This is a genomic window from Flavobacterium sp., from assembly GCF_031423415.1.
Lineage (GTDB): Bacteria > Bacteroidota > Bacteroidia > Flavobacteriales > Flavobacteriaceae > Flavobacterium.
Genome location: NZ_JANPFL010000063.1, coordinates 1 through 26,008, shown reverse-complemented (window position 1 = coordinate 26,008; position 26,008 = coordinate 1). Strand labels below are relative to the sequence as shown.

The 26,008-nt window shown below is 34.9% G+C and carries 24 protein-coding genes; 21 read left to right on the top strand and 3 right to left on the bottom strand.

Annotated elements, in window-relative coordinates:
• Positions 1-60 precede the first annotated feature (60 nt).
• From RMO83_RS06660 to RMO83_RS06650, 3 genes are read left to right on the top strand one after another with little or no spacing between them, the layout of a single operon-like run.
• A complete protein-coding gene (locus RMO83_RS06660; RefSeq protein ID WP_310558896.1) occupies positions 61-411 on the top strand; it encodes a YtxH domain-containing protein in 351 nt (116 codons plus the stop codon).
• 19 nt (positions 412-430) lie between these two features.
• Positions 431-781, top strand: coding sequence for a competence protein (locus RMO83_RS06655; RefSeq protein ID WP_310558895.1), 351 nt, complete (start codon positions 431-433; stop codon positions 779-781).
• A 3-nt stretch (positions 782-784) separates the two neighbouring features.
• Entirely contained in the window at positions 785-1,039 is a 255-nt protein-coding gene (locus RMO83_RS06650) for a DUF6327 family protein (protein ID WP_310558894.1), read from the top strand.
• A gap of 32 nt (positions 1,040-1,071) precedes the next feature.
• Here RMO83_RS06650 and RMO83_RS06645 read toward each other — a convergent pair whose 3' ends face one another.
• The gene (locus RMO83_RS06645; RefSeq protein ID WP_310558893.1) at positions 1,072-2,055 is read right to left on the bottom strand and encodes an SPFH domain-containing protein; all 984 of its coding nucleotides are present in this window, start codon (positions 2,053-2,055) and stop codon (positions 1,072-1,074) included.
• 76 nt (positions 2,056-2,131) lie between these two features.
• Between RMO83_RS06645 and RMO83_RS06640 the strand changes: the two genes are divergently transcribed.
• On the top strand, positions 2,132-2,770 hold the full coding sequence (locus tag RMO83_RS06640) for a PorT family protein (protein ID WP_310558892.1): 639 nt from the start codon (positions 2,132-2,134) through the stop codon (positions 2,768-2,770).
• 55 nt (positions 2,771-2,825) lie between these two features.
• Here the strand turns inward: RMO83_RS06640 and gltX are convergent, their stop codons facing one another.
• Entirely contained in the window at positions 2,826-4,331 is a 1,506-nt protein-coding gene (gltX, locus tag RMO83_RS06635; RefSeq protein WP_310558891.1) for a glutamate--tRNA ligase, read from the bottom strand.
• A gap of 164 nt (positions 4,332-4,495) precedes the next feature.
• Here gltX and RMO83_RS06630 point away from each other — a divergent pair, with 164 nt between their 5' ends.
• The 15 genes from RMO83_RS06630 (at position 4,496) to RMO83_RS06565 (ending at position 22,718) form a co-directional block, all read left to right on the top strand.
• Positions 4,496-7,825: a DUF4175 family protein gene (locus tag RMO83_RS06630; RefSeq protein ID WP_310558890.1), complete on the top strand. Its 3,330-nt coding sequence runs from the start codon at positions 4,496-4,498 to the stop codon at positions 7,823-7,825.
• Complete coding sequence (gene ybeY, locus RMO83_RS06625) at positions 7,822-8,241, top strand: rRNA maturation RNase YbeY (protein WP_310558889.1); 420 nt, start codon at positions 7,822-7,824, stop codon at positions 8,239-8,241. The genes RMO83_RS06630 and ybeY overlap by 4 nt, the downstream gene beginning before the upstream one ends.
• A gap of 101 nt (positions 8,242-8,342) precedes the next feature.
• Positions 8,343-10,214 carry a tRNA uridine-5-carboxymethylaminomethyl(34) synthesis enzyme MnmG gene (gene mnmG / locus RMO83_RS06620; RefSeq protein WP_310558888.1) on the top strand — a complete coding sequence of 624 codons (1,872 nt, stop codon included), beginning with the start codon at positions 8,343-8,345 and terminating at the stop codon, positions 10,212-10,214.
• A gap of 181 nt (positions 10,215-10,395) precedes the next feature.
• Entirely contained in the window at positions 10,396-11,256 is an 861-nt protein-coding gene (locus RMO83_RS06615; protein ID WP_310558887.1) for a class I SAM-dependent methyltransferase, read from the top strand.
• 235 nt (positions 11,257-11,491) lie between these two features.
• The gene (locus RMO83_RS06610) at positions 11,492-12,052 is read left to right on the top strand and encodes an OmpH family outer membrane protein (protein ID WP_310558886.1); all 561 of its coding nucleotides are present in this window, start codon (positions 11,492-11,494) and stop codon (positions 12,050-12,052) included.
• A gap of 97 nt (positions 12,053-12,149) precedes the next feature.
• Positions 12,150-14,417: a helix-turn-helix domain-containing protein gene (locus tag RMO83_RS06605; RefSeq protein ID WP_310558885.1), complete on the top strand. Its 2,268-nt coding sequence runs from the start codon at positions 12,150-12,152 to the stop codon at positions 14,415-14,417.
• Between the two features lie 128 nt (positions 14,418-14,545).
• Positions 14,546-14,989 carry a hypothetical protein gene (locus tag RMO83_RS06600; protein ID WP_310558884.1) on the top strand — a complete coding sequence of 148 codons (444 nt, stop codon included), beginning with the start codon at positions 14,546-14,548 and terminating at the stop codon, positions 14,987-14,989.
• Between the two features lie 3 nt (positions 14,990-14,992).
• Positions 14,993-16,783 (top strand): sensor histidine kinase, encoded by a 1,791-nt coding sequence (locus RMO83_RS06595; RefSeq protein ID WP_310558883.1) that lies wholly within the window; start codon positions 14,993-14,995, stop codon positions 16,781-16,783.
• Positions 16,780-17,391 carry a response regulator transcription factor gene (locus tag RMO83_RS06590; protein ID WP_310558882.1) on the top strand — a complete coding sequence of 204 codons (612 nt, stop codon included), beginning with the start codon at positions 16,780-16,782 and terminating at the stop codon, positions 17,389-17,391. The genes RMO83_RS06595 and RMO83_RS06590 overlap by 4 nt, the downstream gene beginning before the upstream one ends.
• A gap of 219 nt (positions 17,392-17,610) precedes the next feature.
• Positions 17,611-18,804, top strand: a complete 1,194-nt coding sequence (locus RMO83_RS06585; RefSeq protein ID WP_310558881.1) for an AAA family ATPase — start codon at positions 17,611-17,613, stop codon at positions 18,802-18,804.
• Between the two features lie 368 nt (positions 18,805-19,172).
• Complete coding sequence (locus RMO83_RS16995) at positions 19,173-19,283, top strand: LuxR C-terminal-related transcriptional regulator (protein ID WP_409024999.1); 111 nt, start codon at positions 19,173-19,175, stop codon at positions 19,281-19,283.
• Positions 19,284-20,350: 1,067 nt separating this feature from the next.
• Complete coding sequence (locus RMO83_RS06580) at positions 20,351-20,965, top strand: hypothetical protein (RefSeq protein ID WP_310558880.1); 615 nt, start codon at positions 20,351-20,353, stop codon at positions 20,963-20,965.
• A 103-nt stretch (positions 20,966-21,068) separates the two neighbouring features.
• Positions 21,069-21,890, top strand: a complete 822-nt coding sequence (locus RMO83_RS06575; protein ID WP_310558879.1) for an N-acetylmuramoyl-L-alanine amidase — start codon at positions 21,069-21,071, stop codon at positions 21,888-21,890.
• A 1-nt stretch (position 21,891) separates the two neighbouring features.
• Positions 21,892-22,242: a hypothetical protein gene (locus RMO83_RS06570; RefSeq protein ID WP_310558878.1), complete on the top strand. Its 351-nt coding sequence runs from the start codon at positions 21,892-21,894 to the stop codon at positions 22,240-22,242.
• 146 nt (positions 22,243-22,388) lie between these two features.
• Positions 22,389-22,718: a hypothetical protein gene (locus RMO83_RS06565; RefSeq protein WP_310558877.1), complete on the top strand. Its 330-nt coding sequence runs from the start codon at positions 22,389-22,391 to the stop codon at positions 22,716-22,718.
• 216 nt (positions 22,719-22,934) lie between these two features.
• Here the strand turns inward: RMO83_RS06565 and RMO83_RS06560 are convergent, their stop codons facing one another.
• Entirely contained in the window at positions 22,935-23,708 is a 774-nt protein-coding gene (locus RMO83_RS06560; RefSeq protein WP_310558876.1) for a LuxR C-terminal-related transcriptional regulator, read from the bottom strand.
• Positions 23,709-24,704: 996 nt separating this feature from the next.
• On the opposite strand from RMO83_RS06560, the gene RMO83_RS06555 reads away from it, so the two are divergent.
• Complete coding sequence (locus tag RMO83_RS06555) at positions 24,705-25,727, top strand: hypothetical protein (RefSeq protein ID WP_310558875.1); 1,023 nt, start codon at positions 24,705-24,707, stop codon at positions 25,725-25,727.
• 54 nt (positions 25,728-25,781) lie between these two features.
• Positions 25,782-26,008 (top strand): hypothetical protein (locus RMO83_RS06550; RefSeq protein ID WP_310558874.1); only part of this gene is annotated, 227 nt, incomplete at its 3' end.

Below are 26,008 nucleotides of genomic sequence, written 5' to 3'. Positions count from 1 at the left end.
CATTGCGATGTTAATAAAGTTTGTAACTTTAAAGTATTATTAATTTAAATTCTAAAAACGATGTCAAATAACACAAATTCAGTATTGGCACTTTTATTAGGTGCAGCGATTGGAGCAGGAGTTGGAATTTTATTTGCTCCTGATAAAGGTTCAAAAACCAGAGAAAAAATTAAAGATGGTTTTGATGATGCTAAGGACAATTTAAAACACAAATTTGAAGATGTAACGCATCAATTGAGAAAAAAGTTTGAGGGATCAAAACACGATTTAGAAGGAACTTATGAAGAATTAGTTTCTAATATGAGTTATAAAACCGAAGACGTTATTTCTTTTTTAGAAACTAAATTGGCCGATTTGAAAGAACAAAATGGCAAACTTCAAAAAAAACAAATGGCTAATCACGAAAATTAAATTTTCTAAATACTAATTTATGGCTTTTGAAGAACTAAAAGAACGTACCGAAGACATTCAAAAACAAGCGAAAGATTACATTGAAAACAGCGTAGCTTATTATAAATTATGGGGTTTCAAAGTAGCGATGAAATCCACTACGATGATTTTGAAGTTTGTGTTAATTGCAATATCGCTGTCTTTGGTTTTATTATTTTGTTCTATTGCTGGTGCTTTCGCCATCGGGGAAGCCTTGAATAGTAATGCTTTGGGGTTTCTTATCGTTGGTGGAATTTATTTAGTCATTACCGGACTTTTATTTTTAGTTAAGGATAAAGTTGTTGAAGGACCAATTTTGGAGAAATTTTCAGAAATCTTTTTTAACGATTAAAGTATGGAAACTAAAAAATATTCGTCCTATGCTCAAATTGAGTTGGAATTAGAAATTCTGAAAGTGGAAAGAGAACTTAACATTAAACGAATCGTTTTAGATGTTGAAAAAACAAAAGAAAGTTTGTTGCCTCAAAATGTATTAAAAGGATTTATTGGCGATTATAAATCGATTTTCTCTAACTATTCTGGAAAGATAATCAACATAGCACTTTCACTTGTCATTAATTGGATACTAAAAAGAAAAAGAGGCCATTAAGCCTCTTTTTTTATAGAAAAAATCATTGTTTTTTATGTTGGTTCAGCTGGATTTGATGTATCCGACGGATTGTAATCTATAGCCGTGTTGTCTGTTCTTTTAGCTCTTTTTGGTTGTTTTTTCATTTGTTCTCCAATAATATTCGAAGCTGTAAAACTAGTAACCATACTGTTGAGCATATCGCTGGCGGCTTGAGGAGAGTTGGGCAATAATATCAAGTTCGAATTGGTATCAGCGCCAATAGCTTGCAAAGTATCATAATGTTGCGTAATTACAATTAATGCTGATGCTTCTTGCGAATTGATTCCTACGTTATTCAAAACTTCGACACTTTCAACCAAACCACGAGCAATTTCTCGACGTTGATCGGCAATACCTTGACCTTGCAATTTTTTACTTTCGGCTTCGGCTTTTGCTTTAGCGACAATTCTAATTCTTTGCGCTTCACTTTCGAACATTGCTGCCGTTTTTTCTCTATCAGCGGCATTGATTCTATTCATCGCATTTTTTACTTGAATATCAGGATCAATATCAGTAACCAAAGTGTTGATAATATCATAACCATACGTCATCATCGCTTCGTTTAATTCGCGTTTTACTCCAATGGCAATATCATCTTTTCTCTCGAAAACATCATCTAAAATTAATTTTGGAACTTCAGCACGAACCACGTCAAAAACGTAAGCTGTGATTTGGTCGTGTGGATATTCTAATTTGTAAAAAGCGTCGTAAACTTTGTCTTGAATCACTTTGAACTGAACAGAAACTTTCATTTTGATGAAAACATTGTCTTTAGTTTTGGTTTCAATCATGACGTCTAATTGTTGAATTCTTAGATTGACGCGACCTGCAATTCGGTCTATCAAAGGGATTTTTAATTGTAGCCCAGATTGTCGAATGCTTAAAAATTTACCAAAACGCTCGATGATAACAGCGGTTTGTTGTTTGACAGTAAAAAAGGAAGACAGAAAAATAAACAAGCCAAATACAATAATAATAATTAATGTTGGGTTCATACAAATATATTTTAGGTTAAAAATCACTGTTAAATTACAAAAAAACTTTAGGTTTGCTATTGTATAATTTAATTTTATGAAAAAGATATTTATCACATCTATTTTGTCGCTGATTACCATGGTTTGTTTCTCTCAATATGATTATCGAGATTCCAACAGAATTGGTATTAGTTTTGGCGTAAACCAGTTTAGTTTGAACACTAATAATTTTCAAACAAAACCGGGAACAGGTTGGAATGGTGGACTTTCTATGCGTGGAAATTATTATAACGATTGGGATATGGTTTATGCGATGCAGTTTAGCGAGAATAATTTTTCGGTAGCCACAAATAGCGGATTCATATCTGAAGACACTAATTTTAAATTGTCATCTGCCCAAATATCTCTAATGTTGAGTTATAAATTTATCGAAAATCATTTGAGTGTAGAGTTTGGACCTTTAGTTCAGGTCAACGGAAAGTTAAATTTAGAAAAAGATCAAGAAAATAATATTATTTCCGGAACCACTTTATTAGCCAAAGATATTGTGGCTATTTCCCAATTTAATTTTTATCCGGTAGTAGGAATTACTGCCGGTGTGAAACACGTTCGTTTGAATATTTCCTACCAATATGGTGTAAATAATATGCTTGGAAATTTAAATAGCCAAAATTTAGGAGTAAATTTTAAAGGTAATCCTGGAATATTAAACGGAAATTTGATTATTTATTTGTAAAAATTAAATCTTCCAGCCTGCAAAAAGCTGGAAGCTTTAAAAACTCAGAACTGTTTTACAAAGCAGCAATTGCTTTCTCTAATCTTTTAATCGTTTCTTCTTTTCCAATCAATTCCACAATATCAAATAAATGTGGCCCTTTTAAGGCGCCAACCAAACTCAAACGAAACGGTTGCATTACTTTTCCCATTCCAATTTCGTTTTTGGTCATCCAATCTTTTACGATGGTTTCAATATTTGCAGCGGTAAAATCAGTAATTTCTCCAAGAACTGAAATCATTTCTTGCATTAAAGCAGGAGTTGCTGTATTCCAGTTTTTTGATGCTTTCTCGTCGTAATTTGTTGGAGCCACAAAAAAGTAATCACTCAGCTCCCAGAATTCGGAAACGAAATGAGCGCGTTCTTTTATGAGTGAAACTATTTTTGTTAACTTGTTTTCAGTAATAGAAAAACCTTTTTCAACAACAATTGGAATGAAGGCTTTCGCCAAATCGGTATCATTCTTTTTCACCAAATATTGGTGGTTGAACCACTTGTTTTTCTCTGGATCGAATTTGGCTCCCGCTTTATGAACTCTACTTAAATCGAAAGAATTTTCTAATTCTTCCAAAGAAAATAATTCTTTTTCGGTGCCATCATTCCAACCTAATAACGCTAGAAAGTTAACAACCGCTTCCGGGAAAAATCCTTTTTCTCTATAGCCAGATGAAACACCGTCTGCAGTAATCCAATTTAATGGAAACACTGGAAATCCCATTTTATCACCATCACGTTTGGATAATTTTCCGTTTCCAACAGGTTTCATAATCAATGGTAAATGTGCAAATTCAGGTGCTTCCCAACCAAAGGCGCGGTACAACAAAACGTGCAATGGCATTGACGGTAACCACTCTTCACCACGAATCACGTGAGAAGTTTCCATTAAATGATCATCGACAATATTCGCCAAATGGTACGTTGGCATTCCATCACTTTTGAACAACACTTTATCGTCAAGCAAATTGGTTTCGAATTTTACTTCGCCACGAATAATATCTTTCAAATGCAAAGTTTCATCAACCGGAGTTTTAAAACGAATTACATAATCTTCGCCAGCGGCAATTCTTTTTTCGGTTTCTGCTCCCGAAATCACCAAAGAAGTATCTAGTCTTTCGCGATTGTGCCAGTTATAAATAAATGTTTTTCCTTGCTCTTCGTGTTGTTTTCTGTGTGCATCTAATGCTTCGGGAGTATCAAATGCATAATAGGCGTTTCCAGAATTTATTAATTCATCAGCATATTGCTTGTACAAATGCTTTCTTTCGGATTGTTTGTAAGGACCAAATTTTTCATTCTTTCCAATAGTTTCATCTGGAGCAATTCCCAACCATTCCAAGGCTTCCATAATATATTCTTCGGCACCAGGAACAAATCGATTTTGATCGGTGTCTTCAATTCGAAGAAAGAAAGTTCCGCCATTTTTTTTGGCAAACAAATAATTGAATAGGGCAGTACGAACGCCGCCAATATGTAAAGGTCCCGTTGGACTTGGTGCAAAACGCACCCGAATTGGTTTTGACATTTTTATAAATTTTGTGGCAAAGATAATTAGAAGTTAGAAGTCGGAAGTTAGAAGTCGGAAGTTTTTAGAGAATTTGTCTATGTATTTACCTTTAACCAATTTTTAACATTAAATTGAATTGAAAAATAGTTACTTTTAGCGGTTATAAATAAACGTTATACATTTTGAAGCAGTCAAATTTCATTTATCACAAGCTTGAACTTTTCATTAGAAAGTTTTACACTAACGAACTGATACGGGGAATAATTTTCTTTATCGGTCTCGGATTGTTGTATTTCTTGTTCACACTTTTTCTGGAATATTTTCTTTGGCTCAAGCCAATGGGAAGAACACTTTTGTTTTGGACTTTTATCCTTGTGGAAATTTTTCTCTTGTTCCGATTCATTTTGTTTCCCATTTTTAAATTGTTCAAACTCCAAAAAGGAATTGATTACAAAGAAGCATCTGCAATTATCGGAAATCATTTTACAGAAGTAGACGATAAGCTGACGAATTTCCTTCAATTGTCCAATGATCAAAACCAATCAGAACTACTATTGGCTTCAATTAAACAAAAAGCAAGTTCATTACAACCCATTCCTTTTGGAAACGCTATTAATTTTAATAGGAACAGAAAATATCTGCCCTTGGTGATAGTACCAATTTTGTTTTTTGCATTTTTTTATGTTTCAGGTAACAGCAAAATACTTTCTCAAAGTTTAAATAGGGTGGTGCATTTCCACGATCAATTTTTGCCACCAGCTCCATTTCAATTTGTAATGCTGAACAGCAGTTTGCAGACAGAACAAAATAAAGATTTTATCATCCGAATCAAGACCGAAGGAAAGATAGTTCCTGAAAACGCGATGATTTTCATAGGTGACGAAAGTTATTTTATGGAATCTACCAAAGCTGGAGAGTTCCAATATCGAATTGAAAAGCCTTCGTCAAACGTATTGTTTCACGTGGAGGCGAATGCAGTTTCTTCCTCGGATTATGAGTTGAATGTGGTTACTGTTCCATCGATTGCTAATTTTGAAATGGTTCTGAATTTCCCATCTTATTTGAAGAAAAGCCAGGAAATTATAAAAGGAAACGGCAACGCGATTCTTCCCGAAGGAACTCGTGTTACATGGAGAATCAATACTTTGGCAACCCAAAATGTAGTCTGGAAAGACCTGACTTCTAGTTTTCCATTTTCCAAGTATGAAAATGATTTTACTTTATCGAAACAAATTTCTCAAAACACAGAATATCAAATTCTTACTTCTAATGCTAAGGTAAGAAACTATGAGAAATTGAATTATCAGATTTCGGTAATCAAAGATCAGTTTCCGACCATAAATGTAAATAGTGCTCCAGACAGTCTTAAAATTGATAAAAGCTATGTTTTAGGGCAAATATCCGATGATTACGGGCTGTCTAAGCTTCAGGTCGTTTATTATCCTAAAAACAAGCCTGAATCAGTTAAACGTGGAACAATTCCTGTCAAGGCAAGTTTGTACGATCAGTTTATTTTTGCTTTTCCAAGTTCGCTTATAGTAGAACAGGGAGTTTCTTATGAATACTATTTTGAGGTTTTTGACAACGATGCCATTCATAATTTCAAAAGCACGAAATCTTCTGTTTTCTCAAATCGTATTGCTACTGATAGCGAGAAAGAGGATCAGCAATTTCAACAACAAAACGAAAGCATCAATGGTTTAGAAAAGTCATTAAAAAATCAGGACAAGCAAATTTCTGAACTGGATAAATTGCAGAAGTCAGGAAAAGAAAAAGACAATCTTGAATTTAAAGACCAACAGAAGATCAATGATTTTATCAAGCGTCAAAACCAGCAGGATAAAATGATGAAAGAATTTGCTGAGAAAATGAAAGATAATTTAGATAAATCTAAAACCGAGAAAAAAGATGAATTGAAAGAAGAGTTACAAAAACGGTTAGAAAATGTTGATAAGGATTTGGAGAAAAACAAAAAATTATTGGATGAATTAAAGGAGCTCAATGACAAAATCAAGCAAGAGGACTTGATGGAGAAAATGGATAAGTTCAAGCAAACTGCCAAAAATCAATCGAAAAGTTTGGAACAATTAGTGGAACTGACTAAGAAATATTATGTTCAGAAAAAAGCAGAGCAGTTAAAAGACAAATTAGATAAATTGGCTGAAAAGCAGGAAAGCCTATCAAATAAGGAGCAGGAAAACACTAAAGATAAGCAAGACGATATTAATGCCGAGTTTGGTAAAATTCAACAAGATTTAAAAGAATTGCAGAAAGAAAACAAAGAGTTGAAAAAGCCTTTGGATATTCCAAATGACGCAGCTCAACAAAAAAGTATTGATGAAGATTTGAAAAAAGCTTCAGATGAATTGCAAAAAAATCAAAAGTCATCCGCTAAAGCGAAACAAAAAAGCGCTTCCAAAAAGATGAAGCAGATGGCGCAGAAAATGGAGCAAGGAATGCAAGGTGCAGAAATGGAACAAATAGAGGAAGATGTTGCTATGTTACGTCAAATTCTTGATAATCTTTTGGCCTTCTCTTTTTCACAAGAAGATTTGATGGGTAAGTTCAAAGGGTATAAAATTGGTTCGCCCGCTTTCAATAAAGCTTTGAAAAACCAACAAGATTTAAAATTACAATTCAAACATATTGACGACAGCCTTTTTGCAATGTCTCTGCGCAATCCGAAAATAGGAGAAAATATAATTAAAGAGGTTGGAAACGCCCAGTATAATTTGGACAAATCTTTGGAAACTTTAGCTGACGCCCAAGTTGCTAAAGGTATTTCACATCAGCAATACACGATTTCTTCTGCTAATAAATTAGCCGATTTTTTAACTGATATTTTAAACAATATGCAAATGCAAATGTCTGGCGAGGGTGCTGGAAAACCGAAACCAGGTCAGGGAGAAGGAATGCAATTGCCCGACATTATAAAGAAACAAGAAGGTCTGGGAGAGAAGATAAAAGAAGGAATGAAAAAAGGGCCAAAACCCGGTGACGGGAAACAGCCTGGCGGCGAAGGAGAGAAAGGCAAAGACGGCAAAAGCAGCAAACCAGGTGGGCTTTCCAAGGGTGAAAATGGCGAAAATGGAGAAGACGGTGAAGGCGACGCAAAAGCAATTATGCAAATTTACAAAGAGCAAAAGGAGTTGCGTGAAGCATTACAAAACGAATTGAACAAGCAAGGAATTGGTGGTAGCGGTCAGAATGCTTTAGAGCAAATGAAGCAGATTGAAAAGCAATTATTAAATAAAGGCTTTAAGAATGAAACGCTACAAAGAATATTAAATGTTAAACAAGAATTGCTAAAATTGAACACGGCAATTCAACAACAGGGACAAGAAAACAAACGCCAAGCGGAAACGAGTAAAAAGGAGTTTTCGAATCAAGCGAAACCGCTACCATCCTCGTTATTGGATTATTTAAACAGTATAGAAATATTAAATAGACAATCCTTACCTTTGCGCTCGAATTTTAATCAAAAGGTTCAAGAATATTTCAATAAAAAATGATCAACTTTAATTACGAAACCGAATTTACTCTTGATAGCGAAGAGTTGCTATCGAAATGGATTAGTAATGTAATCAATTCTGAAAACAAGAAAGAAGGGGAGATAAACTACATCTTTTGTGATGACGATTATTTGCTCAAAATAAACGTTGAGCATTTGGGTCATGACACTTTAACAGACATCATCAGCTTTGATTACGGTATTGGAAACGAGTTGCACGGGGATATTTTTGTTTCTGTAGAAAGAGTTAAAGATAATGCTTTGGATTTTGAAGTTTCTTTCGATGAGGAATTGAAAAGAGTTTTAGTTCATGGTGTTTTACACTATTGTGGATATAAAGACAAAACCGAAGAAGACGAACTCGCAATGAGAAGTAAAGAAGACGAAAAACTAGCTATGTTTCACGTGGAACAATAGCAGCCCTTTTTAATTTTTAACAACATTTGTTTCACGTGGAACAATTGTTTTTAATAAAGGTTTTGGTTTTCAAAACCAAAACTAAAAAACCAAAAAATAAAATGTTTCAAGAAGAATATGATGTAATTGTGGTTGGCGCAGGTCACGCTGGTTGTGAAGCTGCCGCTGCCGCTGCCAATTTGGGATCGCAAACTTTATTGGTAACAATGAGTTTGCAAAACATTGCGCAAATGTCTTGCAATCCCGCAATGGGCGGAATTGCTAAAGGACAAATCGTTCGTGAGATTGATGCGCTTGGCGGTTATTCAGGAATAGTTTCAGACAATACTGCAATTCAATTCAAGATGTTGAACAAATCGAAAGGTCCAGCAATGTGGTCCCCGAGGGTTCAAAGTGATAGAATGCGTTTTTCTGAGGAATGGAGATTAATGTTAGAAGGAACGCCAAATCTAGACTTTTATCAAGAAATGGTAAAAGGTTTGATTATTGAAAACGGTAAAATAAAAGGAATTAGAACAGCACTTGGAGTAGAAATTAAATCTAAATCGGTTGTATTGACTAACGGAACGTTCCTAAATGGATTGATTCATATTGGCGAAAAACAATTCGGTGGAGGAAGAGCCGGGGAAAGCGCTGCATACGGAATCACCGAAGATTTGGTGAACGCAGGATTTCAATCTGGAAGAATGAAAACAGGAACTCCTCCAAGAGTTGATGGACGTTCTTTGGATTTTACTAAAATGAATGAGGAGAAAGGAGATGCGAAGCCAGATAAATTCTCTTATTCAGATGTTACAAGGCCATTGACACATCAAAGATCTTGTCATATGACCTATACTTCGCTAGAAGTTCATAATATTTTAAGAGAAGGTTTTGATCGTTCGCCAATGTTTAACGGTAGAATCCAATCACTAGGACCGAGGTATTGTCCTTCTATCGAAGATAAGATTAATCGATTTGCAGACAAAGAACGACACCAATTGTTTGTAGAACCAGAAGGTTGGAATACTTGCGAGGTTTATGTAAACGGTTTTTCTACTTCGCTTCCGGAGGATATTCAATTCAAAGCGTTGCGCTCTGTGGTTGGGTTTGAAAACGTGAAATTTTTCCGTGCAGGATATGCAATTGAATACGATTATTTTCCGCCTACACAATTGAAACACACATTAGAAACTAAGTTAATCGAAGGTTTGTATTTCGCTGGGCAAATAAACGGAACCACAGGATATGAAGAAGCTGCTTCTCAAGGATTAATGGCTGGAATTAATGCCGCTTTAAAAGTTCAGGAAAAAGCGCCGCTTATTTTAAAAAGAGATGAAGCTTATATTGGAGTTCTTATTGATGATTTAATCACAAAAGGAACGGAAGAGCCATACAGAATGTTTACTTCTCGTGCGGAATTCAGAACTTTATTGCGTCAAGACAATGCCGATTTTAGACTTACGCCAATGTCCTATGAAATTGGTTTAGCATCGGAGAAACGATTGCGCAGAATGGAGCACAAATTGAATGAATCAGAAAAAATGGTCGCTTTTTTCAAAGAAACTAGTGTTACGATGGCTGAAGCAAATCCGATTTTGGAGTCTAAGGATACAGCACTAATAACCCAAGGAGATAAAATGTTTAAAGTCTTTTCTCGTCCGCAAATCGATTTGGAAGACATTATCAAATTCGAAAAAGTAGTGGTTTATGTAGCAGAAAATAATTTGGATCAGGAAATATTGGAACAAGCAGAAATCCAAGTGAAATATTCAGGTTATATTGAAAAGGAAAGAAATAACGCCAATAAATTGACTCGTTTAGAAGATGTAAAAATCCCTGAAAGCTTCGATTATAGTAAAATAAAATCAATGTCGATTGAAGCGAAGCAGAAATTAAGTAAGATTCGCCCAGTGACTATTTCACAAGCGTCAAGAATCAGCGGAGTGTCACCTAGTGATGTTTCTGTATTATTGATTTATATGGGAAGGTAATTTTAGATTTCGGAGTTTAGATTTCAGATTCCTAGAATAATTTTAAATCCGAAATCTAAAATCCGAAATCAAATTGTTCCACGTGAAACTATTATAAAATTTATAAATTAGTCTTGTGGTAAAGCTGCTAAACTGACTACTAATTCCGATAGCTATCGGAACTGAACACTGAACACTAAAAATGGACATTTCAAACAAAAAACATTTTCTTACTGTAAAAGATTATTCGGTTTCAAAAGAAACTTTCGAATTGTATTATGACGAAACTTTGGATATGTTGATCACACATCCGCAGCCTAGTTTGGAAAATTTAGGTAAATATTACGAAAGTGAAGATTATATTTCGCACACCGATAGCAAACGCTCTTTGTTTGAAAAACTATATCATTTTATAAAAAGTATCGCATTAAAAAACAAACTTAACTTAATAAATTCACTTCAGTCCAATAAAGGAAAAATTCTTGACATTGGGGCAGGAACAGGAGATTTTTTATCAGTGGCAAAAGATAACGGTTGGCAAACCATAGGGGTAGAGCCAAGCGACAGAGCAAAATCTATTGCCATAAATAAAGGAGTTTCATTTATTGAACAAACAAGCGAATTGGGAAATGAATCTTTTGATGTCATTACGATGTGGCACGTTTTAGAACACGTTCCAGATTTAGATAAGCAAATTAAAGAATTGAAAAGATTGTTAAAACCTACAGGAACATTAATTATTGCTGTTCCCAATTTCAAATCTTTCGATGCAAAACATTACGGAAAATTTTGGGCAGCTTATGATGTGCCCATTCACTTTTGGCATTTTTCAAAAACGGCGATAAAATTACTTTTCGAAAAAGAAGAAATGAAACTGGAAAAAGTCTTACCAATGAAATTTGATTCGTTTTATGTGAGCTTACTTTCTGAAAAATACAAATCAGGGAAAATGAATTTCATTAGCGCTTTTTTTACTGGATTACAGTCAAATTGGAAAGCAAAGAAGGATTTAGAGTATTCTTCACATATTTACATCCTAAAAAACAAGTGCAACTCATTTTAAGCGCTTTTAAGCAACGTTTTTGTTATTAAAACTAATTAACATTGTCTTTTTTAAGAAGAGCGATTAATTCAAAGCCAATAAAGTCAGTTTTTATCAATTAAAATTATCACTTCAAAAATTACAATAGCAAATACTTATACTATAAATAGTTGCAGCATTATCCAAACTTTATAACAATGCTACTTATTTTTTTATATTTTTGCTGTCAATGTTTAAAAATCAGAAAAAAATTCAAATGAAAAAAATAGTAATACTAATTGCACTTGCGATTTCGATTGTTTCTTGCGATAAAAAAGCAGCAGATGTCAAAGAAGTAAAAACGGCTTATGTTGACACTTCGGTTTTAATGAAAGAATATACAGCAACAAAAGATCTTGATGCTAAATATAAAGCCAAAGGTGAAGAAAAAGGAAGACAACTTCAAGCTGAAATTGATAGATTTAAACAAGAAGCTTCAAACTTTCAAGCACAAGCACAGGCAAACGGTCAAGCTTGGGCGCAACAAAAAGGGGCTGAATTGCAAAGAAGAGAGCAACAATTAGGACAAGCACAACAAGCACTTTCGCAACAATTGCAGCAAGAAGGTGGTGCGGAAATGGACAGTTTAGTATCTAATGTTAAAAAAACCATTAAGGCATACGGTAAGGAAAAGGGATACACTTATATTTATGGAACAGGAGATACTAATGCCAGTATTTTATATGCGGAAGATAAATTAGACATCACTAAAGAACTCATCAAATTATTAAACGATAAATACAAAGCTCCAGAGGCAAAAGAAGAAGCTAAAAAATAATTTTGAGAAATCAGTATAGTAAATGTCACGCAATTGCGTGACATTTTTTGTTATATCAACATTAAAACAATATTTTAGCTTTTAATTTATACGCCAAATGCAAACCATTTCCGAAGCCGCCGTTTATACACTGAGATTTATCAATCAGACGCATCGCTCTATTTTCCTTACGGGAAAAGCGGGAACCGGAAAAACGACGCTTCTTCGCGAAATCATTCAAACTACTCATAAAAATTGTGTAGTAGTTGCACCAACAGGAATCGCAGCGTTAAACGCTGGCGGAGTGACAATTCACTCGATGTTTCAGTTGCCTTTTGGCGGATTTATTCCAGATAATTCCTCACCCCATTTTTCGGAAAGTACCAAGTTCGAAACCAAAGCCACCTTGCGCAGACATTTTAAAATGAGTGGTTTAAAGAAATCAGTAATTCGAAATATGGAATTGCTCATCATTGACGAAGTAAGTATGCTTCGCGCTGATTTATTGGACGCAATGGATTTTATGATGCAAACTGTCCGCAAAAAGAGTAGTCCATTCGGCGGTGTTCAAGTATTGTTTATTGGTGATTTATTGCAGTTGCCTCCTGTAATTCGGGATGAGGAATGGCGAACGCTGCGAACGTATTACAAAGGGAAATTCTTTTTTCATTCGCACGTCGTACAGCAAAATCCACCTTTATATATTGAATTGTCAAAAATTTTCCGTCAAACGGATGATGCTTTTATTTCGATTTTGAACAATCTCCGAAACAACCAAATCTCTGCAACAGACATTCAAAACTTGAATCAATATGTAAAACCTGATTTTGATTTGAAGCAAAATAAAGGGTATATCACTTTAACCACACACAATGCCAAAGCCGATGCAATGAATGCCCAAGCCTTGGAAGATTTAGATGGAAAATTGGTTATTTACAAACCTTCCATTGTGGGTGATTTTCAAGATAAAATATATCCAGTCGACGAAGAATTGAAGTTGAAAGTTGGCGCACAAGTAATGTTTGTGAAAAACGATTTGTCTTTTGATAAAAAATATTTCAACGGCAAAATGGGAATTATCAAATCACTATCGAAAGAGGAGATTTTGGTTCATTTTCCTGAAGAAAATTTAACCATCGAAGTCGAAAAATACGAATGGCAAAACATCCGATATAAAGTAGATGAATTGACCAAGGAAATTGAGGAAGAAGTTTTGGGAACTTTTGTTCATTATCCTATAAAACTAGCCTGGGCAATCACCGTCCACAAAAGCCAAGGGCTGACATTTGACAAAGCTGCGCTAGATGTTTCGCAGGTTTTTCTTCCCGGACAAGCTTATGTGGCTTTGTCGCGTTTGCGTTCGTTAAACGGTCTGATTTTACTTTCCCCACTTAGAATGAATGGTATTTTGAACGATCAAGATGTGATGGATTATTCGCTGAATAAAGCATCGGAAGAATTACTGAAAAACACTTTGCATCTAGAAACCAAAAACTTTATTCATAGCTATTTGATTAACAGTTTCGATTGGGCTGAATTGGCTCAAGAATGGCGGAATCATAAATTCAGTTATTTGGATAATTCCGAGGCTTCAACGAAATCCAGTCACGCCAATTGGGCAATTAAACAATTCGAAGCTATCGACAGGCTTTTGGATCCGTCCAAAAAGTTTATTATACAGCTAAATAAAATTTTCAATACGGAAACAGTCGATTTGAACCACGTTTCAGAGCGTTTTCAAGCAGCATACAATTATTTTATCAAACCAATGGACGACCTGGTTTTCGAAATTCTTTGGAAGGTCGAAGAAGTAAAACGGCTCAAGAAGGCCAAAGCTTTTTATGATGAACTAATGGTTTTGGAAGAACTGCAAACCAAGGCCGTTTTGCGATTGATGAAGGCCAAATTATTGATAGAAACTGTGGTGGCAGGAGAACCGATTTCGAAGGAAAAATTAACTTCCGAGGTTATAAAAAAATACATTAACCATAAAACTGAAGCCATTCAAAATCAATTTAAAGAAGTCAATGTCACACTTATTGAAGATGAAGCCGATATAGAACGCTACACTAAGAAGAAAAAAACTGCAAAAGAATCAAAGAAATCTACGGTTCAGGAAACCTATGAATTGTGGCTAGAAAAGAACACGATACAGGAAATAGCAGCAATTAGAAAGTTTACTGAGGAAACTATTTTAAGCCATTTAACCAAATTAATTATTGCCAAAACGATTAGCATCAACGATGTTTTGCCTGAAGATAAAATTGCGGAACTGACTGCAGCTTTTTATGGTTACAAAGAAGAATCAATTTCTCCGCTTAAAGAAAAATATGGCGATAAATTCAGTTGGGAAGAGCTGCGAATGTTCAAAGCGAGTTTGAATTAATCTATATTTTAACTCAAAACACCTCTTTTTTCTTATAAAAACTTTTTGAAAAATCCCCATTTGTAGGGATGTTAATATATTTCCTATTTCTTAATTTTGAAAATTATAAACCTTAAAAAACAAAAATTATGATTACAAATGAAGAACAGTACAGTGGAGAAGATTATTACAATGGAAAAGGACATTTTGACAGCCAAGGAAACATTAGGTATCTTGGAAACAAACCAAAGGAAAATGTAAATGATTATTTAGCGTATTCCTTTTTTGATATTTCGCATGATGGAGACAACGGAATAGTAGTTTTTATTTTAAATACTAAAGTTACTGCTGTAGGTAAACCAGAAATTTTTTCAATAAATTTCAATATTGAAAAACTAGTTCCTTTCCCTGATAAAGGGCAAACACCTTTTGATACTGCTGCAGAAGTTGCTTTTGTAGCAATTGTTGAGAGTAAAGAGTTAGATTTAATAGCACTAGAAAAGTATTATACAAATTTAAAAGAAAACATTGGCGCATTAACAAGTGGACTCCGTTCAATTGGGGAAGGTACAGGAATTATTAGAAGACCTTAAATTATGTGCATTAGAATAAAACAAATACAATTAGCACTACTCATTTGGTTTTTCCAAATGGGTGTTGCTTATTGTCAATATGATTCAAGGCTGATTTTACTCCAAAAAAAGTACGACAAAAGAGAATTCACTCAAACAAAGCAAGGATTAAAAAATATTTCCTTTTCAAATTTAAAAGTTGCCGATCAAGCTTATTTTTTATATTTAAATGCCAATGTATTGTTAGCGCTGGAAAAAAAAGATAGTGCTTATCAAGAGTTTGTAAGATCAAAAAAAATATTTCTACAAATAGACAGTCTTGAAAAAGCAATGGATATTAATTTAAACATGAGTTTTTTGCTAATTTCATTAAAAAAAGGAACCCCTGAAAGCAGTGCTTATATTGCCGAAGCATTACGCTATTACAATTCGTGTAGCGATTTGAAAACTAAAATTAAGGGATTAATAGGCGTGGCTTCTCAAAAAATTAATGCAAATGAGGCAAAAGAAAGTATAGCAATTTTTAGACAAGTATTGCTGTTGAGTAAACCGCTAAAAAATGAAGAGCAAAAATCCTCAATTTATAATAATTTAGCTGTTTTGTATAATGAAATATTGGTAAAGCCTGATTCTGCATTATATTACTTAAAAAAAGATTATAGCTATTGCAAAAAAATCAATTCAAACTATGCTATTTGTGTAAATTTAGTAAATCAAGCCTCATCCTATTCTAAAAAAAATGATTTAGAAAAAGCCATTCAGTTACTAAATCAAGCGGATGGTATTGAATTATCACAAGACCGATTAGATACTAAATTTTACATTAATTACTATAAATATATCTATTATAAAAAAAGCAACGATTCTAGGAATGCGATCATTAGTTTAGAAAAATCAAATTTATATCGAGATAGTCTGGATTTACACCAACAAAATTTGGTGGTGAAGGAACTACAAACCAAATACAAAACCCAAGAAAAGGAACTTGAAAACCTACAACTAAAGACCGATGCTAAAACAAACCGAGCCATATTCTATGCAACCGTTTTTCTCTTCCTGATTCTAATTATTATCAGTATTTTGGGATACAAAAACATCATCAAAAAGAAACGAATAGCCGAACAGGACAGACGCATCAAAATACAAGAACTCGAAAATACCCTCAAAAATCAAGAGCTCAACGATATCGATTTGATCCTCGAAAGCCAAGAAAAAGAACGCCAAAACATAGCCAACGAATTGCACGACAATTTAGGCAGTATGCTCGCCACCTTGAAACTAAATTTTCAAAACTTAAAACGCCAAAAAGAAGCCGTAAACCTAAATGAAACCAAACTCTACGAAAAAACAGACGCCTTGCTCGAAGAAGCGTACCAAAAAGTGCGTAACATAGCCCACCTCAAAAACCTGGGAGTTATAGGCAGCGAAGGATTGCTAGTTGCTGTTTACAAAATGGCAGAGCAAATGAGCGTTTTAGAAAAACTAAAAATAAATGTCATTCCGTTTGGACTAACTGAACGATTAGACAACACCATCGAAGTGACCCTATTCCGAATGATTCAAGAATTGTGCACCAACATTATCAAACATTCACAAGCCACTGAAGTCAATATTTATTTGACCCAAGGTTCACCCACCGATATCAACATAATTATAGAAGACAATGGCATAGGCTTCGACCCCAAAACCATAGAGCGTAAATCTGGCATTGGACTCAAGAATATAGAGAAAAAAGTAGAACAAATGGGCGGTACATTCACCATAGATTCTAATAATAACACAGGAACATCGATCATTATAGACTTACCATTATGATAACAGTAGTCATTGCCGAAGACCATCAAGCCCTTATTGACGGCATCAAACTTTCGCTAAAAATGGAAAAGGACATTCGTGTCGTGGGCGAAGCTAATGATGGCGAGATGCTTATAGAATTAGTGCAAGATAAAAGACCCGATGTGGTTATTACCGACATACGAATGCCCAAATGTGATGGTATTTGTGCCACCAAAGCTATTAAGGCAGCATTTCCTCAAATCAAAGTAATTGCTTTCAGTATGTTTGATCAACCTGAAGCCATACAGCAAATGAAAGAAGCTGGCGCGTCGGGTTATATTATGAAAAACTCATCCCTTGATAAGGTTATCAAAGCCATAAGAACAGTAGCCCTAAACGGAACTTTTTTTGATGATAACAGCTTTGAAACAAACCGTAGTACTAAAGACAACATAATCTTAAGCAGCCGCGAAAAAGAGATCCTTAGACTTATTGGCGAAGGAAAATCCTCCCAAGATATAGCTGACCATCTTTGTATAAGTAAAAACACCGTTGACTCTCATCGCAAAAACATCCTCAAAAAAATGAGTATTTATGGCAAAACGGATCTGATTCGATTTGCTGTAGAAAGGAAGTATGATTTTTGAAAATTACTTCCAAAAAGCAAGGGATAAAGCTAATTATGAAAATAAAACCGACTGTTTGTTTTGAATCAGTGATGGTTGCAATATAGAAAATATACTAAATAGTGCACAACTAAAAGCACAATTATTTGTTGTTTTTGCATATTAGTCTGTGCACATTTGCGCCATTATTGCACAAAATGATGTTCATTTTTATATATTTGCACTATAAAATAGGAATTTATGATAGCTTTATTAGAACAATCGGAACGATTAGTCGCCAGTGTGAACCTTGATTTTAAACGTTATTTATTTGATGCCATCCAATGGAACAATCGGTTAATTGGGATAAAAGGTGCTAGGGGAACAGGAAAAACAACACTTTTATTGCAATGGATAAAAGAACAAAATTTACCAACAGAAAAAGCGGCTTATTTTTCGCTGGACGACTTATATTTTACAAGCCATTCCTTGAAAGAAACGGTCAGTACTTTTTATAAAAACGGAGGGCAAATTTTAGTGTTAGACGAAGTGCACAAATATAAAAATTGGTCGCAAGAAATTAAAAATTGCTATGATTTTTATCCCGACTTGAAAATTGTTTTTACAGGATCTTCTATTATTGACATTTCAAAACAAGAAGGCGATTTAAGCCGAAGGGCTTTGCTTTATGAATTGGTAGGTTTGTCGTTTAGAGAATATTTAAGCATACTGAACATGGTCGATTTACCTATTTTGAGGTTAGAAGATTTGCTGTTTAATAGTGCGGAAATCAAGAAGAAAATCCCAGCTGGTTTTCGTCCGCAACAACATTTTGGCAATTATTTAAATTATGGCTATTATCCTTTTGGATTACTTGATCCAACATCGGTTCATCAACGAATGAATCAATTAATCAGAACAATTGTCGAAATTGATATGGCCGAACTCAAGGACTTTGATATTCGTAATGCAAAAAAAATGTTACAATTAATCTACGTGATTGCCCAGCAGGTGCCTTTTAAACCCAATATTTCAAACCTGGCTATCAAAACAGGAATTCATAGGAATTCGTTAAACAATTATTTAATTTATTTAGAACAAGCCAAAATCATTTCATTAGTGTTCCCTTCAGGAAATAGTGTTGCAATATTGCAGAAACCAGAAAAAATACTATTGAACAATGCCACGCTATTGAATGCCCTAGCAGAAGAAAAACCGCTCGCTGGAACAGTTAGAGAAACTTTTTTTGTCTCACAACTGCAAACCTTTCATAAAGTATATCTTTCAAAACAAGCCGATTTTCTTATTGATGGTAAGTATACCTTTGAGGTTGGCGGAAAAGGAAAAGGACAAAAACAAATTGAAGGCTTAGAAAATGCTTGGATTGTAAAAGACGATATCGAATTGCAAATGCTAAAAACAATACCACTGTGGATGTTTGGATTGCTATATTAAGGTTGTAATTGCAAAATATAGTTGTGAGCTATCGTTCAATGTCATTATGTTAAGCTTTATTTGTCATTCTGACGAAGGAAGAATCTCGTGTTAGTTGCTCAGGTTTGTTGAGATTGCTTCGCCTTTTCGAGCAAGCTCTCAGGTCTTGCTTGGTCAGAATGACAAAATAATCAACAAAATCCCTTAACTTAATGACATTGAGCCTTCGTTCCGTATATTATACCAAAACATTTTTAACCAGTCCAAGTATGTGTTGTACAGAGTAGGAAGAGAATGCTCCTGATAGCTATATGGATTATTGAACTATCTTGCATACACCATCGGCATTAGAATCGTACAAGATTTTGTTTTAGACAGGCCTTCTTTGTATAAGCAAAAGCACCGTTGACTCTCACCGCAAAAACATCCTCAAAAAAATGAGTCTTTATGGCAAAACGGATCTGATTCGCTTTGCTGTAGAAAGGAAGTATGATTTTTGAACACTTTTTTATCGCCTTCTACCAGGGCATTCGCTTTTAAAAAGGTTGCCACAGATTCACAGATTTTTAAAGTGCCAAAATCTATTAAAAGATATTGATTTTATTAATTTGCGTAATAAACATACTCTTTATTCTTAAAATCTGTGAATCTGTGGCGTTTGTTTTATTTTAGCTGGCATTATATTTTAAAAGCGAATGCCGTGCCTTCTACCACGAATTCCCGATACCAAATGAAAATCCCTTTCCAGGGATTTTTTTGTGAGATCTATTTTCCAAATTTCACAAACAAGCCATTATTCAAAACCTGAAAGGGTTAAATAGAAATAATTGTAAAATCCCAATTCCTAGCGTTTTTTTTTGCGACATAATTTCCATTTTTTTGGTTTAACAATCAACATATAAGGTCAAAAAAGCCTGTAAAGCCTTATTCTCATTGGGATTTTTAGGCTCAAACATCAAAAAATTGCCAACCTAAAAATAATTGAAAAATACCCATTTGTAGTGAGGTTGAGGCATTTATTTTTTTCCAATTTTACAAAGCATAATTATTGGATTGGTTGCCCCAAACTCTGTCAGCAAACCTCAATGCCTATGAGGACTGACAGGGTCAAAGGGTAAATTAGTAAACAGTGGTCAGTGAGCAGTGGTTAGTGTGCAGTACTCAGTGTTAACAATATAGTTATAAAAGCAAATAGTAAAAAAAAGATGAATTTAAAAACATTCCAAAAAAAATATTTCTGGCGCAATGTGTTTAGGCAGATTGTTGCGGTGATAACAAGGTAATAAAAATGGAGCAAGTGAGAGATTTGAAACAGTCTCTACAGCTCAATTAAAAAAGGCAATACGATGTTTGTCGTAAGCAACGGAGCCAGCGTTGAGAGCAACGGAGCCAGCGTTGAGAGCAACGGAGCCAGCGTTGAGGGCAACGGAGCCAGCGTTGGGGGCAACGGAGCCAGCGTTGAGGGCAACGGAGCCAGCGAGGGAAGCAACGGAACGAACGTTGAAGTCAATAAAATCAGGCATTAGGAGTGCTGATATATATGTTTAATTAAATAAATTTTTACAAAATGGTACAAGATTTTATTCCAAGATCAGAAGGCGAGTTAGCTATTTGGCTCGGCAATTATGGAACAAATAGCGCAATTCAAGGACCCGCAGTGGGGCTTACACCAGCACAGATAGCTGCTGGTGTAACCTCGTGCAATAACATCGTTACGGCATTGTCGAACGTAGAAAACAAGCGCACCGCTCTGAACGAGGCTTTGGCGCATAAAGAAACGGTCAAAAATACTGAGCTGCAAGCCATTCGAAGTACAGCAGCCAAAATTAAAACCAATTCTGGCTACACAGACGCCATAGGAAAGAGTTTAGGTATAATAGGTACTGATACCGCTATGGATCTTGCGGCCTATAAGCCACTTATTTTTGCCGAGCAATTTGGCGGATTCGTTCGCATCAAGTTTACCAAAAAAGGGGTAGAAGGCATCAACATTTATCACCGTAAAAAAGGCGAACCCCTCTGGAAATTTTTGGCGCGTGACACTAAGAGTCCTTATGACGATCACATTGCGCTAGGCCTAGAGGGACAACCCGAACACTGGGAGTATCGCGCTTTTGGCGTTATGGACGATGCCGAAATTGGGCAACCCAGCGATATTGTAGCCATCGTTTATGGAGGGTAAATAACACACCTAGCCCAGTCAGGGTTCAAAATCCTGACTGGGTTAAATCTACCAAAAAAAAGATGTTACCCCAAGAAAAAATAAAGCAAATACCCAAAAAACGATGAAGATAGCCAATCAACGATTAGCCGCTGAAGATCCTTCAGAAAAAATCATTCAAGAAACAACAACCAACAGAGGCGGAATCATTAATTCCCAATTTATTATCATTCATTTCACCTCTGGTCGTGAGGCGGAATCGTCTGTAAGTTGGTTCAAAAACCCGGATGCAGAAGCATCGGCTCATATAGTGATAGGACGAGACGGAAAAATATTTCAACTCATTGATTTCAACAAAAAAGCGTGGCACGCAGGCGTAAGTCGTTGGGCACACTGGAACGGGCTCAATAATTTTTCGATAGGAATAGAACTCGAAAATCCGGGAAGATTAACTAAAAGAGACGGTAAATTTTATTCGTGGTTCGAAAAAGAATACACAAGCACTGATATCGTAGAACTCATTCATAAACACGAAGACCAACCCTCGTTTTGGTTGTCTTATACTGAAAAGCAACTCGCATCCTGTATGGAAGTGTGCAAACAAGTATTAAATAAATACCCCATAATCGACATCCTAGGTCACGATGACATCGCCCCTTTCCGCAAAAACGATCCAGGTCCTATGTTCCCGATGGAGAGTTTTAGAGCAAAATTATTAGGGAGACAAAACGACATCGGCGATATTTATAAAACCATAACTGACCAAGTCAACATCCGCAAAGGAGCAGGAACCCAATTTGAATCGATGGCGAAACTACAAAAAGACACCGAACTAGCCTTTATAAAAAGCAACAACGGCTGGTTTTATGTCTTTGTAGCCGAAAAACCAAAAACAGGTGATGAGGTGCTCTATGGCTGGATTCACAACTCATTAGTTACTAAATAATATGAAATTAGAAATTAGCGTTCCAAAAATACATTGCAAAAAAAATAATGATTGGTTGCTCCACAAAGAAAAAGTTTTTGTAGCCGTCACAGTCACAACAGGCAAAATGGTCGACTTTGCTGACGGTGGAAAACCTCAAACTGTCTTTTCGGGGGTTACACCCTTGCTAGATCTTGACGAGAATACTATCAAAGAATTGCCTTTAGGGAGCAATTGGGTAGCCGATTTAGGCAATGCCGAAGCCTATGCCCTAACAATAGGACTTTACGAAAAAGACCGAGACGACGCCTACGATAAACCACCCGAGAAAGTGGCTGAAATATCTAAAATTATAGTAAAATTGATTAAATAAAGAAGTGGTAGAAAGGAGTAAAACCACTCCTGATTTATTAAAGAGTCCAACAGTTAACGGTATTATAAATAAACCCCCAGATGCCAAAAAAGGGACAATAGAGTAGGCAAAAACAAAAACAAAAAAATTATGAAAGCAAAAAAGTTTTGAAAGACGGAAAGGGCTGCTATGACAATCTAAGCTATGGGATGCAGAATTATAAAAAAATCACAGCTAATGTACAATCTGATAGAGATCCAGAAAAACACGGTATTGAAAAGTACATTGCTAACAATAAATCTTTGAATGTAAAAATCGGAGCAAAACGGGGTAAGGGTTTTTACTTTCGGCCTGAACGGGGCTATTCAGTTATAACAGTAGAGAATACTAAAGAGCATTATGTAACTTTTGAGGATGGGAGTAAAGAATTACGGAGGATAGACGATCCCAAATGTTTTCGACCGTTGTTTACTATTGGTTTTGGTTTTTCTTTTTAAAACACAAAATAAAAAATACGGCGATAAATTTAGTTGGCAAGAGTTGCGAATGTTTAAGGCAAGTTATCGATAATCTATTTCTGACCCCAAAACGGTCTGTTTTATTATAAAGAGGTTTTTTAAAAACCCGTATTTGTAGATTTTTTCGTGTAATATAATTTCCAATTTTCGCAACCGTGTCAGTGTTCATATCGATTGCTATCGGGACTAATACGGTTACAACAAGCCCTCCTTTAAACATTTTGCAATTAATTCAGAGCTGCTTTTAGAACTTGCTTTTTTCAAAGCATTTTTACGGTGATTTTTTACGGTATGCATTGAAATATAAAGGTTTTCAGCTATCTCGGAATTATTAAAACCTAAAGACATTAAATTAATAACCTCTGATTCTCTTTTGCTGAAAAAAGCGGGTACCGAAACACTTTTCTTTTTATTATTTAATTCCAATTTTATGATATCTGTTTGGTCTTCAATACCAATAAGATGAATATTATAATTATTAACAGTAGTGATGTGATTGATATTGGTATGAATGTTTAAAGATTTACCAAATCGACCTTCTTCATCAACTGACAAAACAAGCGCTTGGTGGTTAAAAAGTTGATAACTTCCATCTGCAATTCTAAATCTGAAATTATAACACATTTTATATTTAAGTATTTTTTCTTTTCCAAGAACTGAATAAATATGGTTAAGTGCCATTTCTTCTGCCTGCGATACAAAGGGTAAATCTTCCGGATGAATTTTGTCGATTATATCATAAAAAGTAGCTGTTTCAGGATTCAATCCCAATATAGACTTTATTGAGGAACTGACTTGATTAATTCCCATATCAAAAAAATCAACAATATAATAATAATAAGGACCCGGACTAAAAATAGAAGTTATTAGTTTGTTAAATTCATTTATGTCGTGTGATACACTTTTTACACAAATATAACCCGAAGTTCTATGCCAAACATCAAACAATACTTTAGTTTTATTATTCATATCAACGTTTTTGTGTTCGTATAATTTATCATAACCTGAAAATACGATTGCTACGGTTTGTAACAAGAACTTACAGACTTCTTTAGACATCAAACATACTCATAAATTCTTACTATAGTGTCATTTAATATATAAAAATCGCCAAATCGTGCAATTATTTGAGACTAAAAATGACTACAAAGAGCTATTGCATTAGAAAATGTTCTCGATTAAATTTACACAATAGTGAGGTGTTTTCAATAAATAAGTAATAAGAATTGTATAATGTCGTGTTGTATAATGTAAAATCACCTGTAATTACGGGGATTGCGCTAGTAATAAACACTGCATTATTTTATGTAAGTTACCTAAGTAGCACCATCTAAAAAAAGCTTCATTAAAAACACACCTCTGTTTTAGTAAACTTGATAGTTTACCGTACGAAACCCCATCGAGATTCATCGCTATAGATTGGGAGTGAAAGGGTTAAAAAATAGAACAAGATCAAAATAAAAATAAAGGAAAAACTCTCAAGGGTAGCGTTTTTTACTTGTAAGACAATTCACAGCATTTTAGAATACTAAGCTGAACATCAGGTCAAAAAGTCCTGTTAACTCTTATTGCCATTAGGATTGGCAGCATTGAACAAGAAAAAAAACCTTAAAAAAATAATTGAAAAATCCCCATTTGTAGAGATGTTTTGGTATTAAATGTTTTTGCAATTTTGAAGAAGAAGATTGAATTAGTTGCCCCAAACTCTGTCAGCAATCCTCAATGCCTACGAGGACTGACGGGGATCAAGGGTAAACAGCAACTAGCAGACAGAAAGCCAATAATCAGGAACAAAAGTATAATTAATTGAGTGGATACTATTTATGAAACCAAAAAAAAACAAAACAATCCGTTTTCTGAAAAAGATGCTCAAACGGATTGTCGCGGTGATTACAAGATAAAAAAAGCAGGGAGCCAGCCGAAAATCCTAAACAAGAGTAGGCAAAACAAAAAACTAATAACCCAATGAAAAAATTATTTTTTTCGCTAGTGATTGCTGCAACAGCATTTACAGCAAACGCAACAGTTAGAACGGTAAACAACGGAACCATTAGTGCAGGACAATATACCACGGTGCAGGCGGCAGTCGATGTCTCAAAAGCAGGAGACACCATTTACATTCACGGTTCACAAACTTCTTATGGCGATGTAACCCTCAACAAACGCCTAGTACTGATGGGAGCAGGGCACAATCTTACAGGAACACAATACAATTTTCCAACAACCGTAGGCACTATTTATTTGAGTCAAGGAAACTCGACCACATTACCAACAGGTACTACTATAAAAGGATTAAACATCAGTGGAATATATGGTGCGGGAGGAACGCTACCCGTTAATAATATTACGCTAGAAAGAAATTATATTTCATCTGTTGCTTATTTGCTGGGTACAGGTTGGATTTGTCGTAATAATTTTGCGTATTATTTTGTTCTCGGTGATTTTAAAAACACGATTATCAGTAATAACGTTATTAGTCAAATTATCCAAAGTTCTAACCAGCCTAGCGTCATTATTACTAATAACATTTTTCTGAATAGTGCTTACATTTCTTCAGTAAGTTATGCCACGGTTACCAATAATATATTTATAAACCCTGGATATCAAAATTTTAATGGTACGCAAAATACTTGGAACAAAAACATAATAATTTATTCAGATCCAGCTAATTACAAAATGTTTCCACCATTGAATAATACTGGTGTGGGCAACTTAAATACCGTTGATGAGCAGTTTACAGAAACGATTCCATTAGACATTTCTCTTGCCAATGCTCCAAAACAAGACTGGATTTTAGCAGCCACTTCTATTGGCTACAAATACGGAACCGATGGAACCGATGTGGGTATTTATGGTGGTAGCTATCCTATGCCAAATATGACGGGCGCTACAAACATTCCTCAGATAACAAGTATGGATATTCAAAATTCAGTAATACCACAAAACGGAACTTTAAATATAGAATTAAAGGCTAGAGGCCAAAAATAATCAGGAGAATTCCAAAGGTTCTAATCTAAAATTCTAATTTTAAAAACGTTAAAAATGAAAAAAACAATATTTATATTATTTGTGTTTTTGAGTACGCTGTACCAAACACAAATAGTTGCCCAAGAAACGCCAACACCCAGTTGGACCTGGGCGAAAAACATAGAGGGTCTAGCTTCGGTTGAAGTAGATGACGACGGCTCTTTATTCACCGATACGGCAGGAAATAGCTATATAGTAAATCAAGTAAGTAATAAAGTCAACATCAAGAAATATGATGCAGC